Here is a 14586-nt window from a genome sequence, read left to right as displayed (position 1 = left end):
TTTTATTAAATGTTTTTTGGAAAAGTCACATGCGAGATATTAACAAAATAATTGTCTTTTAATTTTAACATAAATTTTACATAAAAAATGTATGCTAAAACAGAAAACACACTAGTGTTTTCTCGTCGGTTTTGCTTACTTTTTCAAAAGTAAGGCCCCCTTGATTGCAATCAAGGGCGGGGGATTTAAAAAATTTTTAGGTTATCTTATATTGCCGTACAACTTGTCGGTAGTTATTTATTTTATCCATCATATAATCAATTCCATGCTGAGAGTATTTATCAAAGCTTTTTCCTTTGGGAATGTAATACCTAATTAAGCGGTGCATATTTTCTATTGAACCTTTTTGTCATGAACTATATGGTTGGCATTTAAATAATCTTTCAGTTGGAATGACATGGTGTAATAAGACATTTTCACTACCATTATCAACTGTTAAAGTTTTAATGTTTAAGTTGTGTTTCTTGATTAGTTAGAGAAGAGTTTGTTTTATAGCTTTGGAGTTACGTTTTGAGAGCATAGCATAAGACATTCTGGTTTGCCGTTCAATTATGGTTACAATACAATATGTATCATTGATTTTTCCAATAACGGTGTCTAATTCAAAATGACCATGTTCTAAGCGATCATTAATATAATCTGGACGTTTTGAAATTTCTGTTGCATATTTTAATGTTTTAGGTTTGGTTTGTTTTTGCTTCCGTGTTCCATATTTTCCTTCAGATTTTTTGACAATGTGGTCAAATTCAAGGAAATAAGGGTATTTTTTAATTATTTTATAAATTGTACTAGGTGAGGCAGCAAATTCATCAGGTGATATTTTTTTAAAAGAATTGACAAGGTATGTAACTGATTTCTTAACTTCTTTTTGAACTAAATTCTTTTTATTTCTATTTTTATTGTATGTATTAAGTTCACTATACCAATACTTTCTGTAGGCCTTTCATTTCTCTTTAATTGCATCACTTACAAAAAAGAGTCGCGAAAATGAATAGCCTAATAAATGTTCGTATAGCTTCGCAAAATTAAGAGTTTTAACGCTCATTACTCTTTTTAAGCACTTAGGACAAACATAGCGATTGTGTTTATCTAAACTCAATGGTCTGCGATTTGTAATAATTTCGATTTTACTTTTTATGCTTCGAATGTCTCTATCAAAATCTTAGCTACTTCTTGGATTGAGAAGCCTTCAGAAAGTTCTTGTAAAATATTATAAAGTTGTTCTAGATCGATTTGGCTTGTTCGTAATTTTCGCTGCGTCTCAAGTGCTCCTTGCATTTTCAAAATAGTATTGTGATTCTCTTCAATTTTAAAATGTTGATATTTATTTTCTTTTCGATATTTGTCAAAAACACAAATATATTTTCTAAATTTTTCATATAATTTTAAAGTTTCCTTTCATTTTTTAAAATTTATTAATACAACTATTTTATTACAAGGCAGACAAAAACAATGTCACATGCAAAAAACTTGCATGTGACATTTCTAATTAATAATTTTTATCAACACAGGGTTCAGATAGTGAACAATTTAATATAAATTTTGGAGTTAATAGACTAGATATTTTTAGTTCAATAACTGATGAAAAAGTAACTTTATTACACGATGAACTTAAAAAAAAGTTTAACTTTGAGTTTATGGTGAAATATGATGAATACACATCAGTTCTATCGATTGCACAACATAAAGAAGTAGACTCAAAGAGTTTATTGACGTTTACTACAGATTTTTTAACTAAAAATAACATTGAATTTAATAAGATTTATGACTTTAATACCAATGTTTACTATGAAGACTTTGTGAAAATTCGAACGTTACAAAATGATAAGTTATCACTTGAAGATTTAAATATTTATGATAGTAGATACTATAATTCAGATTGATCTAGAGAGAATGTTAATGAATATTTATTTGCCTCGGTTGGACTTGACAAAGAAACTAGATCTAGGCATTTTAATAGTTTTATAAACAACAAGTTAAGCGTTGGTGTCCTTGAGCCTGGTGTTGTAGAAAGTCATTTTCCCACTTTTGAGTGAAATCGTAAGTATGGAAATGGGATTTGGTGACGTAATGAATGATTTTTCAATGAAAAACATACTCGACATTCGACACAAGTATCTGAATTAATAGCTGGTAAAAAAGGAATTATGCCTACATTGGGAATTGTTTCTGTTCAAGTTGCTATTAATTGAAATGGCATTTCTGGGGAGATGAATTACCTATTAAGGCACACAAATATTGTTAATAATAGTTGATCATTAGGGTTTATAAAAAAACTTAGAAAAGTGGACCCTCAAATGCTTAAATATAATTGGCTGTCAAAATATTTAGATGATTTAATTTATAATAATAAGGAATTAATAAATATAGTTGCCGCAAGTAACTATTATGATTACGGCCTAAAAACATTATTTAGCAATGGCTTGTCTAGAAATAGCATTATTGTAGGTGCAACTGCTAATGAAAACCTTGAAAAGAAATCTTATTATAGCCAAATTGGTAATGATCTAAATTACGTTTCCGTTGTCACTCCAGGAGGTAACTATTGGTTCTCTGATAGAACTCAGTATTATGATGAGGACGGAAATTTAGTAACTGCTGGTTACAATAATAATGGAACAAGTTTTTCGGCACCCGTTGTAACGGCAATTGCTGGAATGTTAAAACAAAAATACCCTCATAAATTTGATCTTGGATCTGACTCAATCATCTTCAAATCTGCACTAATAACAGGATCAAGAAAACCTGCTGGTGTAAATTCAATTTACACTGCAGAAACAGGATATGAAATACCACAATATAATAAAATTGAAGAAGCAATGCAATCTTTAATTGTCATTAAAAATATTAATAAGAATAATCCGCCCTATCTAAATTCTCGACGTGTGTATTTTAATAAAGGTGATAAGATAAGAGCTTCTCTAGTTTTTTTACATGATAGATTAGGAGATAAAACGGACATAGACTTTAAAATCAAAAGCCAGTCTTGGTATCAATTGGCTATTTCTAATTTTGGTAGTAGAAACGTTGAAGTAATTGAGTTTACTGCTCCATCAGATGGTTATTATACACTGGAAGCATATCCATATAAAATGGAATAAAAAACACAGAAGTTGCAATAACATATGTGAAACAAAACTAAGAAAAAAAGTTTATAAAGTACTCTCTTGTTATTTTTCCCCTAGTTGTTTTACCTGCATCATTACTCGGAGTTTACTTTTATGAAGTTAAAACAATTGAAAAATCTCGTTTAATTTCTGAAAACTCGTATTGAAACTATGATAAAAACGCTTGAACTAAAGAAGGTGTAAGTCCAAGATTATTTGTTATAGATGAAGATAAAATCTTAGATAATGATAAGGAAAGTTATTCTAGATGAAAAGAAAATGTGCAAGAAAATGAATTTAATTATCTTTCTAGTGATATTGCATATAAATATTTTAATAAAAGTAATTATGATCATTTAAATAAACTAAAGTGACAAACTGATAATTTAAAAGTAACCAGCTACTTAATAAAAAATCAAGATCAATTTATTCATTTATTACAAAAACACAATCCAAAAAAATACCAAAATAAAGAAAAGATAATTAAGGAACATAATGAATTATTAGAAAAAGTAAATTTTGATACCCAAGATATTGTAATTTTAAATAATTATTTATATAAAAAAATTTCAGTATCAGATAACAAAGGAAAAGGTTTAAATATCAAAAATTTTTCTTTTGATAAACAAACACACCAACTTAACATTAAATTTAATTTTAATAATAGCTATCGATTTTTCTTATTCCATTCAGATATGAAATTAGGAGGAAATACATCAGTTGGTGCAGGCGATTGGTTTAAAACTTATTTTTTAATTATTGATAAAAAAAAATATCCAAAATATAGACGATTTAAACATAAATTTCGAATACGAATAGTATATTATAATATTAAAAACAAACGATGGTAGCAAATAGAAAAACAATATTCAGATAATTCTGAATATTGTTTTTCTTTACTTTTTTCAATCATACCATTTGCAAAACAAAAGTAGTGCTTTAGAAAGATTTTGATCTTATTATTTTATAATAATATCAGTTTACAAATTCCTTGATTTTTTGGATAATAAATCTAGACAGAGAATTTACATGAAAATATTAACTTTTCTGTCAGACTTTATAACAAATGGCTTTTTAATCCTTAATTTTCAAATTTAAAATTTCTTTCCAAGGTGTTTTTAGTCCATGCCAAACAGCTTTAAATTTTTTACGTGATACTTTATTTGGTATATAGTGTTTATTAAAGTCAAAGTCAATACTTGACATAAAAATATAAAAGATATAACCAAGCATATTAACTAATACACCAGCAAGTCCAAAGATAATTGGAGAAAATGGCCATTGAGATAATTTGCCTAAAGTATTAATTCCTTTAGCTCCTAAGTAGAATCAGTTAGAAGTTCATTGGATCTTTACAATATTATTTGAATTCTTAATTCCATTGTATAATGCTACATTGCCAATTAAGACTAAAACTAACATACCAAGCATCATAACAGATCCTTGTACAAAATTTCTCAATTTTATTTTTGCTTTTTTACCATATACTATATGAGTAAATACTGGCATAATTAAAACAAATGAATGTGCAAAGATAAAATCTCAAAATAAAACGTTGTCATAGCCTAAGTTAAAACCAGCATTATTTCATTCCCTTGTTCCTTCTTTAAGATTATTGTATTCTCTATCAATTTGGGTGGCTACTGGATCAGCCCCTAAATCAGCAAATAAAAATCCAAATATCGCTCCAAAGACAGCTAAAATACTTATCATATTAATTTTATGTCCTTTTTTAAATATATATAAAAGAGGAATACTGAAACTAAAGAATCTACACAAATGTAGGGGGAATAATTCTCATATATAAGGGTAATCAACCCCAATTAAAAATCCTAAACGAATTAAGTTATATACTGTGGTAAATATCCCAATTACCACAAATAAATTTTCTAAACTTAAAGTTTTAAAAATAAACTTCTTTCCTTCTTTGTTAAAGTAGTTATATACTCTTTTGCGATAAATATATAAAAATAAAATAACAAATAATGAAAGAACGAAAAATGATAAAAATAATGGTTTTGAACTACTAAAATCAACTACGTTTCGCCTATAATGTCAAAAATTCATCTTTTCCTTTCATAATATTGATAAATAAAGTTTTGCTTAAAACTTTCCTTATTATACTATATAAACATTATTTAAATAAAAAAATAATTAAAGTTTTTTCACAAATCTATACCTATAAAAGTATAAAAACTTTAACCATTAATAAAGGAAAGAAAAAATATCTTGCAAGCAAGATATTTTATGAATTTTAGTCTTCGTCTTTAGATTGTAAGTTTCTTCTTTTAATAATTTCGTCAGAAATGTTTTTAGGTGTTTTTTCGTAGTGATCAAATTGCATTTGGTAAGTTCCACGACCTGAAGTCATAGATCTAAGTTCTGTTGAATAACCAAACATTTCTGAAAGTGGAACTTGTGCTCTAACAACAACAGCTCCATCGTTTCTTTGTTCTTGGTCATTAACAAGCCCTCTACGACGTGATAAATCACCAATTACATCTCCCATGTGATCTGATGGAACAACAACTGAAACATCCATAATTGGTTCAAGTAATACTGTTCCAATTTGATCTTTAGCTTTAGTTAAAGCTTTAGAAGCAGCTATTTTGTAAGCCATTTCTGAAGAGTCGACGTCGTGGTATGAACCATCAAATAAGGTAGCTTTAATATCAATCATTTGATATCCAGCTAAAATACCAGCTGCCATTTTTTCTTCAAGACCCTTTTGGATTGATTTAATGTATTCTTTAGGGATTTTACCACCAACAATTTTATCCACAAATTCAAAACCACCATCTGGGTTAGGTTCAAATTTAAGTCATACGTGCCCGTATTGTCCTTTACCACCAGATTGTTTAATGTGTTTTCCTTCCACATCAGCTGTTTTAGTAATTGTTTCACGGTATGAAACTTGAGGAGCTCCAACTTTAACTTGAACACCAAATTCACGTTTTAGACGGTCTACAATAATATCAAGGTGTAATTCACCCATACCAGCAATAATTGTTTGACCTGTTTCTTCATCTGTATAAGTTCTAAAAGTTGGATCTTCAGCTGCTAGTTTTTGTAATCCTAATGAAAGTTTTTCAGTAGCAGCTTTTGATTCAGGCTCTAAAGCTTGTGAAATAACTGGTTCTGGGAATACCATTCTTTCTAGAACAATTTTTGGTGATTTTTCATCTATTAACGTATCACCTGTTGTGGTGTATTTAAGACCAACAGCTGCTGCAATATCTCCAGCACGACACTCATCAATTTCAACTCTACTGTTAGCATGCATTTGTAATACACGGCCAATACGTTCTTTTTCACCTTTAGTTGAATTAAATACATAACTTCCTTTGTTTAATACTCCACGGTATACACGGAAGAAAGTTAATGAACCAACAAATGGGTCATTCATAACTTTGAAAGCTAAAGCAGCAAAATTTCCTTCATCACTAGCTTCAACGCTTATTTCATTTTCTCCTTCATGTGCTTTAATTGCAGGAATATCTAAAGGTGAAGGTAAGTAATCAACAACAGCATCAATCATTTTCTTAACACCTTTGTTTTTAAATGAAGTTCCACAAACTACTGGGAAAAATTCTGAAGTTAAAGTTGCTTTTCTAATAGCAACTTTAAAATCTTCAACCTCAACTTCTTGTCCTTCTAAAACAAGCATCATTAATTCTTCATCAAAAGCAGCAACTGCTTCTAATAATTCTTGACGTTTGATTTCAACAATTTCTTCTAGGTCAGCAGGAATTGCTGTTGGGAATTCTTCTTCTTGAGGTTCTCCGTTATAAGTGAAAGATTGTCTTGTAACTAAATCAATAACCCCTTTAAAGTCCGATTCAGCTCCAATAGGTCATTGAATTGCTACTGCATTTCCACCTAATCTTTGTTTTACAGATGCAACAGAAGCAGCAAAATCAGCTCCTGCTTTATCCATTTTATTTACGTATACAATACGTGGAACTTTATAATTAGTTGCTTGTCTTCAAACTGTTTCGGTTTGAGGTTCAACACCAGATTGAGCATCTAAAACAGCGACGGCTCCATCTAAAACACGTAATGAACGTTCAACTTCAACAGTGAAATCAACGTGTCCAGGGGTATCAATAATATTAATTCTTTTACCTTTTCAAAAAGCAGTAGTTGCTGCTGAAGTAATAGTAATACCTCTTTCTTTTTCTTGTTCCATTCAGTCCATTTGCGAAACACCATCATGTGTTTCACCAATTTTATGGATTTTACCTGTATGGAATAAAATTCTTTCTGTTGTGGTAGTTTTACCTGCATCAATGTGGGCCATAATACCAATATTACGGTAATCTTTTAAATCGTAATCTCTAGCCATGATATCAATTAAATTTAACTAAAAGACTATCATCTGAAGTGTGCAAATGCACGGTTAGCTTCAGCCATTTTATGGGTGTCTTCACGTTTTTTAATTGCTCCACCTGTTTTCTTTGATGCATCGATGATTTCATTTGCTAAACGAACATCCATTGTTTTTTCGTTTCTTAATCTTGCATACTGCACTAATCATCTAAGTGCTAATGTTTGTTTTCTACGTACAGGAACTTCAGTAGGTACTTGGTAGTTTGTTCCACCGATTCTTCTGGTACGAATTTCTAGTTGTGGAGTAATGTTTTCAACTGCTTCTAAAAACACTTCCATTGGTTCTCTACTTGTTTTTTCTTTAATAAGTTCAAATGCTGAATATAAAATATCTTGAGCAATTGATTTTTTTCCGTCAAGCATAATTTGGTTAATTAATTTTGTAACTACTACTGAGTTAAAAACTGGATCTGCAAGTACTTCACGGATTGGTGCTGATTTTTTTCTTGACATTTTGTCCTCCTTGATTTTATATTGAAATTAATTAATAATTATACTTAAAGTATTATTTAGCTTTTTTAGTACCATATAAACTACGGCCTTGGTTACGTTTTGCAACACCAGCTGCATCTTGGGTTCCACGTACGATATGGTATCTAACCCCAGGTAAGTCTTTAACACGACCACCACGAATAAGCACAACAGAGTGCTCTTGTAAGTTGTGTCCTTCTCCTGGAATGTAAGCTGTAACTTCCATTTGGTTTGATAATCTAACACGAGCATATTTACGTAAAGCTGAGTTAGGTTTTTTAGGTGTCATTGTTGCAACACGGGTACATACACCACGCTTAAATGGTGAAGCCATTTTTTTAGCTTTTTTAATTAATGAGTTATATGTTAACGATAAAGCCGGTGCATTTTGTTTCTTCGTTTTAGAAACACGACCATGATTAACTAACTGATTTGTTGTTGACATTGTGATTCCTTTCTTTATATATTTTAATTTGTTAATGTTGTTAATATAAATAAATATAATTTTACAATTACAAAAATAAAATTATGATTTTATTATACCATAACAACTGATCCTAGTGTATCATAAAAAAATTTTTTATGGCTACATAATATACATAAAAGTTATTAAGTGTTAATATTTTTACATGAAAACTAAACAAAAATTAACATAAATATAAAATATATTACTAAAACATAATATGTAACTAAATTTTATTATTCAATTTTTTAAATGCAAATAAAAAGTTAACATGTAGTAGTGTTAACTTTTTAGTATTATAAAATATTAGATATTGCTATCTTTGGGGATATTAAAAGTAAAATTATAATTATCTAAAGAATCTAACTTATTAATAACTATATAGTGTATTGTTGATGTTGTGCTTAGTGCCTGACTAGCTACACCTCTACCTGATCCTTTTGCTTGAATTTCTACTAATTTATATTCAAGGTTTATGTTTCTATCAAGGATATTAACTTTTTTAATTCAATATCCAGAACCTTTTACAACCTCATTAATGCTTCCAGTGTGATAGTTCAACCCATTGACAACTAAAATAGTATTTTTACTAAAATCGGTGTTTTTAAAAATTTCTTTAATGTCCTTATATTTATCGGAAGTTAGCTCATGATCCGAATTAATTAAACTAAAAATCTTATTTTTATTTAATTTTATATTTTTTTCTTGCCATTTATCAATAACCTCTTTTCGGGCTTCGGATAACTTTGCGCTCTTTTGGGCTCTATCTTTTTCGTCATAATTTGTTATAGGTTTATGATATTCATTATAAGCATCATTATGCTTTTTTATAACTTCTGCATGTTCATTTTTAAAAGCGTCATCAAAAGATGAACTTTCGACTAATCTATCATAATTAACACTAGATCACAAAGCACTATCTATATGCACAGACCTGTTAGGATAATGAAATCTCACAAGTCTTTGACCATCATCAGTTTTTGATTCAGAGGAGTAAGGGTCGCTTGTTAAATTAGAACATGAAATAGCTGATATTGGAATAAGAGTAAAACAAGGAATAATTAAAGAATAAAATAATCTTTTAAATTTAGTTTTTTGGTCTTTTAATTGCATAAGTAAATGCTAAATCCCTTTTTATATCATTGCTATCATATCTTAAAAGATTAAAATTATAATATCCACTTTTTTGAGCTGTAAATTCTACTGTTTCTGTGTTTCTCTCACCTAAAATAGAAGATGTTAATAAAGTATTACTTGGATCGTAAACTTTTAAATCAAAATCAACTATATTTTGCTTATTTCTTACTTCTGCTAATCATGAAATATTTGCTCTAATTGTATCTCCTTTATTTAAATAGATGCTATGGTTTGTAGTAAATTTAGGCCCCGTTTTTTTATGGTATTTAAGATTTTTAACAGCTTGATCCACAAATTCAAACTGAGGTATTCCAAACCCTGTTTCATTTGTATAAACAGCATTTGTGTATCTTGGTTTTACAGAACCTGAAATTATTGCAGATTTAGCAATTATTGAATCATGCCCTAAATTAAATCAATATGGATTTCTTTGTATAACCATTGATGTTAAAGCAGTAATGACTGGAGTTGAAAAACTTGTACCGCTTCCTGAAAAGAAGTCATCATCGGTTCTAGTTGAAAAATTATAAGATCCACCAGATGTAACGGCGGTTATATAATTTTTATCGCTACCTATTTGACTATAATTTGTTTTAGTTTGTAAATAGTCATTATTAATAGCACCAATAACTATACTATTTTTAGATAAAGCAATGCCTGCTAATGGCTCATAAGCCTCTATAAGTTTTCCATCTTTTTTTCAAGTTTCAAAATTATTACCAGCTGATATGAAATTAACAAGTTCTGGGTTTGACTTAATTAATTCATCAAAATAATGTGAATCATTATTATATACTTGACTTTCCTTATTATTTTTTGGATCAAATACACCTCAACTGTTGTTTACTATTTTTACACCTTGTCCTAGGAAAAAATTCATTTCCCCAGCTAGTCCATTTCAACGTGTGTTTAATTCAACACTTCATAAAGTAGCAGTGGGATTTATTCCCTTTTGTCCAACTAAAATTTCACCCACATTATTAGCATGATTGCTATATGATTCTGTATAGAAAAATTCATTTCTCCAGTGAGCTCCATTTCCATATTTTTTGTTCCAGTAAAAAGGTGATAAATCATTATTAATTACACCTTTAGCCTCTAAAATACCAACTTTAATTGGGTTCTTATTTACGTATTCTTTGAAATGTGAGAAAATTATGTCTTTTGAAAGTCCGACTAAATTATACAAATGATAGTTGTCAGAACCCCTGTAATCAAAAGCAACTCCTAAATTAAATCTTGGATTGTTATCAGTATTTATCGATGTGGTTGTAACTACACTTTCATTTTTACGTTTATTAATAAAATCTTCATGAGTATAATCGGTTTTAAAACCAAAAACACTTGAGACATCTTCGTCTTCAGTTCCATATTTATTTAGTTCTTCTTTAAACTTATCATAGTCTTGCGAGTTAGTTATAGCTATAGAAATAGTTTTTAAAAAATCACCAATAATATAAACTAAATTTTCTTTCTTGGTTTTTAAGTATTTTTCTGCTATAATTTTAATCTTGTCTTTGAGATCTGAATCTGTAGAACCTTTAAAAATAATATCAAAGCGCTTAACTCCTACAGCTTTTTGAATATTAATTGCATCTTGAGAATTACTAATTATTGAGTTATTGGTAATTTCATAAAATTTTGAATTTTCATAAGTATTTAAATTGTTTATTAGAGTTTTGTTATTCTGACCCATAATAACCATAGTTGTAGCAGAACTCATGGCTAAAATAGAAAAGAATAAATATTTAAGTTTTTTTTGCTTCATAGGCCTCCTTAATGTTTAAAAAGATATATTTACATAATAATTTGGAATTGCTTCCCGCAATAATATTAACATAAATTTATTTATACGTTAGCAAAAAATTTGTTTTTTGGAAAAGTCACATGCGAGATATTAACAAAATAATTGTCTTTTAATTTTAACATAAATTTTACATAAAAAATGTATGCTAAAACAGAAAACACACTAGTGTTTTCTCGTCGGTTTTGCTTACTTTTTCAAAAGTAAGGCCCCCTTGATTGCAATCAAGGGCGGGGGATTTAAAAAATTTTTAGGTTATCTTATATTGCCGTACAACTTGTCGGTAGTTATTTATTTTATCCATCATATAATCAATTCCATGCTGAGAGTATTTATCAAAGCTTTTTCCTTTGGGAATGTAATACCTAATTAAGCGGTGCATATTTTCTATTGAACCTTTTTGTCATGAACTATATGGTTGGCATTTAAATAATCTTTCAGTTGGAATGACATGGTGTAATAAGACATTTTCACTACCATTATCAACTGTTAAAGTTTTAATGTCTAAGTTGTGTTTCTTGATTAGTTTGAGAAGAGTTTGTTTTATAGCTTTGGAGTTACGTTTTGAGAGCATAGCATAAGACATTCTGGTTTGCCGCTCAATTATGGTTACAATACAATATGTATCATTGATTTTTCCAATAACTGTGTCTAATTCAAAATGACCATGTTCTAAGCGATCATTAATATAATCTGGACGTTTTGAAATTTCTGTTGCATATTTTAATGTTTTAGGTTTGGTTTGTTTTTGCTTCCGTGTTCCATATTTTCCTTCAGATTTTTTGACAATGTGGTCAAATTCAAGGAAATAAGGGTATTTTTTAATTATTTTATAAATTGTACTAGGTGAGGGAGCAAATTCATCAGGTGATATTTTTTTTAAAAGAATTGACAAGGTATGTAACTGATTTCTTAACTTCTTTTTGAACTAAATTTTTTTTATTTATATTTTTATTGTATGTATTAAGTTCACTATACCAATACTTTCTGTAGGCCTTTCATTTCTCTTTAATTGCATCACTTACAAAAAAGAGTCGCGAAAATGAATAGCCTAATAAATGTTCGTATAGCTTCGCAAAATTAAGAGTTTTAACACTCATTACTCTTTTTAAGCACTTAGGACAAACATAGCGATTGTGTTTATCTAAACTCAATGGTCTGCGATTTGTAATAATTTTGATTTTACTTTTTATGCTTCGAATGTCTCTATCAAAAATCTTAGCTACTTCTTGGATTGAGAAGCCTTCAGAAAGTTCTTGTAAAATATTATAAAGTTGTTCTAGATCGATTTGGCTTGTTCGTAATTTTCGTTGCGTCTCAAGTGCTCCTTGCATTTTCAAAATAGTGTTGTGATTCTCTTCAATTTTAAAATGTTGATATTCATTTTCTTTTCGATATTTGTCAAAAACACAAATATATTTTTCTAAATTTTTCATATAATTTTAAGGTTTCCTTTCATTTTTTAAAATTTATTAATACAACTATTTTATATTTTATTACAAGGCAGACAAAAACAATGTCACATGCAAAAAACTTGCATGTGACATTTCTAATTAATAATTTTTATCAACACAGGGTTCAGATAGTGAACAATCTAATATAAATTTTGGAGTTAATAGACTAGATATTTTTAGTTCAATAACTGATGAAAAAGTAACTTTATTACACGATGAACTTAAAAAAAAGTTTAACTTTGAGTTTATGGTGAAATATGATGAATACACATCAGTTCTATCGATTGCACAACATAAAGAAGTAGACTCAAAGAGTTTATTGACGTTTACTACAGATTTTTTAACTAAAAATAACATTGAATTTAATAAGATTTATGACTTTAATACCAATGTTTACTATGAAGACTTTGTGAAAATTCGAACGTTACAAAATGATAAGTTATCACTTGAAGATTTAAATATTTATGATAGTAGATACTATAATTCAGATTGATCTAGAGAGAATGTTAATGAATATTTATTTGCCTCGGTTGGACTTGACAAAGAAACTAGATCTAGGCATTTTAATAGTTTTATAAACAACAAGTTAAGCGTTGGTGTCCTTGAGTCTGGTGTTGTAGAAAGTCATTTTCCCACTTTTGAGTGAAATCGTAAGTATGGAAATGGGATTTGGTGACGTAATGAATGATTTTTCAATGAAAAACATACTCGACATTCGACACAAGTTGCTGAATTAATAGCTGGTAAAAAAGGAATTATGCCTACATTGGGAATTGTTTCTGTTCAAGTTGCTATTAATTGAAATGGCATTTCTGGGGAGATGAATTACCTATTAAGGCACACAAATATTGTTAATAATAGTTGATCACTAGGGTTTATAAAAAAACTTAGAAAAGTGGACCCTCAAATGCTTAAATATAATTGGCTGTCAAAATATTTAGATGATTTAATTTATAATAATAAGGAATTAATAAATATAGTTGCCGCAAGTAACTATTAGGATTACGGCCTAAAAACATTATTTAGCAATGGCTTGTCTAGAAATAGCATTATTGTAGGTGCAACTGCTAATGAAAACCTTGAAAAGAAATCTTATTATAGCCAAATTGGTAATGATCTAAATTACGTTTCCGTTGTCACTCCAGGAGGTAACTATTGGTTCTCTGATAGAACTCAGTATTATGATGAGGACGGAAATTTAGTAACTGCTGGTTACAATAATAATGGAACAAGTTTTTCGGCACCCGTTGTTACGGCAATTGCTGGAATGTTAAAACAAAAATATAAATCATATTTTGATCAAGGCTCTGATTCAATTATCTTTAAATCTGCACTTATAACTGGTTCAAGAAAACCTTCCGGTGTAAATTCAATTTACACTGCAGAAACAGGATATGGAATACCTCAGTATAAAAAAATAGAACAAGCTATGCAATCATTAATTATATTGCCTAAAACTGATAAAAGCAATGATTTATCAAAAAACACTCGCCAGGTATACTTAACTAAAGGCGATAAAATACGCGCTTCATTAGCATTTTTATACAATGGTTCAAATGACAAAACTGATATTGATTTTAGAATTAAAGATTCAAATGGTAATATTATTGCTTCTTCTAATTCTTCGAATAAAAATGTTGAAGTTGTCGAATTTAATGTTCCAAATTCAGGTTTTTATATATTCGAAGCGTATAGGTATTCTACAAATAAAAACCCTGTGGAAGTAGCTATTACATATGTGAAAGTAGAAAACTAAAACTA

The 14586-nt window shown here is 29.0% G+C and carries 15 protein-coding genes; 4 read left to right on the top strand and 11 right to left on the bottom strand.

Annotation, left to right across the window (positions count from 1 at the left end; all coding sequences use genetic code 4):
- Positions 1-196: 196 nt before the first annotated feature.
- The 3 genes from EXC44_RS04045 to EXC44_RS01775 form a co-directional block, all read right to left on the bottom strand.
- Positions 197-328: a hypothetical protein gene (locus EXC44_RS04045; RefSeq protein WP_268811780.1), complete on the bottom strand. Its 132-nt coding sequence runs from the start codon at positions 326-328 to the stop codon at positions 197-199.
- Positions 329-472: 144 nt separating this feature from the next.
- The gene (locus tag EXC44_RS01780) at positions 473-1045 is read right to left on the bottom strand and encodes a hypothetical protein (RefSeq protein ID WP_129621425.1); all 573 of its coding nucleotides are present in this window, start codon (positions 1043-1045) and stop codon (positions 473-475) included.
- A gap of 89 nt (positions 1046-1134) precedes the next feature.
- Positions 1135-1461, bottom strand: coding sequence for a hypothetical protein (locus tag EXC44_RS01775; protein ID WP_129621423.1), 327 nt, complete (start codon positions 1459-1461; stop codon positions 1135-1137).
- A 176-nt stretch (positions 1462-1637) separates the two neighbouring features.
- Here EXC44_RS01775 and EXC44_RS01770 point away from each other — a divergent pair, with 176 nt between their 5' ends.
- Together EXC44_RS01770 and EXC44_RS01765 are read left to right on the top strand one after the other, a co-directional pair.
- Positions 1638-3101 (top strand): S8 family serine peptidase, encoded by a 1464-nt coding sequence (locus EXC44_RS01770; protein ID WP_129621421.1) that lies wholly within the window; start codon positions 1638-1640, stop codon positions 3099-3101.
- A gap of 287 nt (positions 3102-3388) precedes the next feature.
- Entirely contained in the window at positions 3389-3958 is a 570-nt protein-coding gene (locus EXC44_RS01765) for a hypothetical protein (RefSeq protein WP_129621418.1), read from the top strand.
- A 223-nt stretch (positions 3959-4181) separates the two neighbouring features.
- On the opposite strand, the gene EXC44_RS01760 is transcribed toward EXC44_RS01765, so the two are convergent.
- The 8 genes from EXC44_RS01760 to EXC44_RS01725 all read right to left on the bottom strand — a co-directional run bounded on the left by EXC44_RS01760 (position 4182) and on the right by EXC44_RS01725 (position 12807).
- Positions 4182-5174, bottom strand: coding sequence for a TMEM164 family acyltransferase (locus EXC44_RS01760; protein WP_129621416.1), 993 nt, complete (start codon positions 5172-5174; stop codon positions 4182-4184).
- A 187-nt stretch (positions 5175-5361) separates the two neighbouring features.
- The gene (gene fusA / locus EXC44_RS01755; RefSeq protein ID WP_129621414.1) at positions 5362-7452 is read right to left on the bottom strand and encodes an elongation factor G; all 2091 of its coding nucleotides are present in this window, start codon (positions 7450-7452) and stop codon (positions 5362-5364) included.
- 26 nt (positions 7453-7478) lie between these two features.
- Positions 7479-7949: a 30S ribosomal protein S7 gene (gene rpsG, locus EXC44_RS01750; protein ID WP_129621412.1), complete on the bottom strand. Its 471-nt coding sequence runs from the start codon at positions 7947-7949 to the stop codon at positions 7479-7481.
- Between the two features lie 52 nt (positions 7950-8001).
- A complete protein-coding gene (rpsL, locus tag EXC44_RS01745; RefSeq protein ID WP_099309117.1) occupies positions 8002-8412 on the bottom strand; it encodes a 30S ribosomal protein S12 in 411 nt (136 codons plus the stop codon).
- A gap of 324 nt (positions 8413-8736) precedes the next feature.
- Positions 8737-9543 (bottom strand): hypothetical protein, encoded by an 807-nt coding sequence (locus EXC44_RS01740; protein WP_129621410.1) that lies wholly within the window; start codon positions 9541-9543, stop codon positions 8737-8739.
- Positions 9518-11335, bottom strand: coding sequence for a S8 family serine peptidase (locus EXC44_RS01735; protein WP_129621408.1), 1818 nt, complete (start codon positions 11333-11335; stop codon positions 9518-9520). The genes EXC44_RS01740 and EXC44_RS01735 overlap by 26 nt, the downstream gene beginning before the upstream one ends.
- 286 nt (positions 11336-11621) lie before the next feature.
- Positions 11622-12266, bottom strand: a complete 645-nt coding sequence (locus EXC44_RS01730; RefSeq protein ID WP_165001840.1) for an IS30 family transposase — start codon at positions 12264-12266, stop codon at positions 11622-11624.
- The gene (locus tag EXC44_RS01725; RefSeq protein ID WP_129621404.1) at positions 12214-12807 is read right to left on the bottom strand and encodes a hypothetical protein; all 594 of its coding nucleotides are present in this window, start codon (positions 12805-12807) and stop codon (positions 12214-12216) included. The genes EXC44_RS01730 and EXC44_RS01725 overlap by 53 nt, the downstream gene beginning before the upstream one ends.
- A 265-nt stretch (positions 12808-13072) precedes the next feature.
- On the opposite strand from EXC44_RS01725, the gene EXC44_RS01720 reads away from it, so the two are divergent.
- Complete coding sequence (locus EXC44_RS01720; RefSeq protein ID WP_129621402.1) at positions 13073-13825, top strand: S8/S53 family peptidase; 753 nt, start codon at positions 13073-13075, stop codon at positions 13823-13825.
- A gap of 33 nt (positions 13826-13858) precedes the next feature.
- Positions 13859-14581: a S8 family serine peptidase gene (locus tag EXC44_RS01715; RefSeq protein ID WP_165001839.1), complete on the top strand. Its 723-nt coding sequence runs from the start codon at positions 13859-13861 to the stop codon at positions 14579-14581.
- Positions 14582-14586: the final 5 nt, after the last annotated feature.

Source organism: Mycoplasmopsis bovirhinis (genome assembly GCF_900660515.1).
GTDB lineage: Bacteria > Bacillota_I > Bacilli_A > Mycoplasmatales > Metamycoplasmataceae > Mycoplasmopsis > Mycoplasmopsis bovirhinis.
This window is presented reverse-complemented; position numbering and strand designations above follow the sequence as displayed.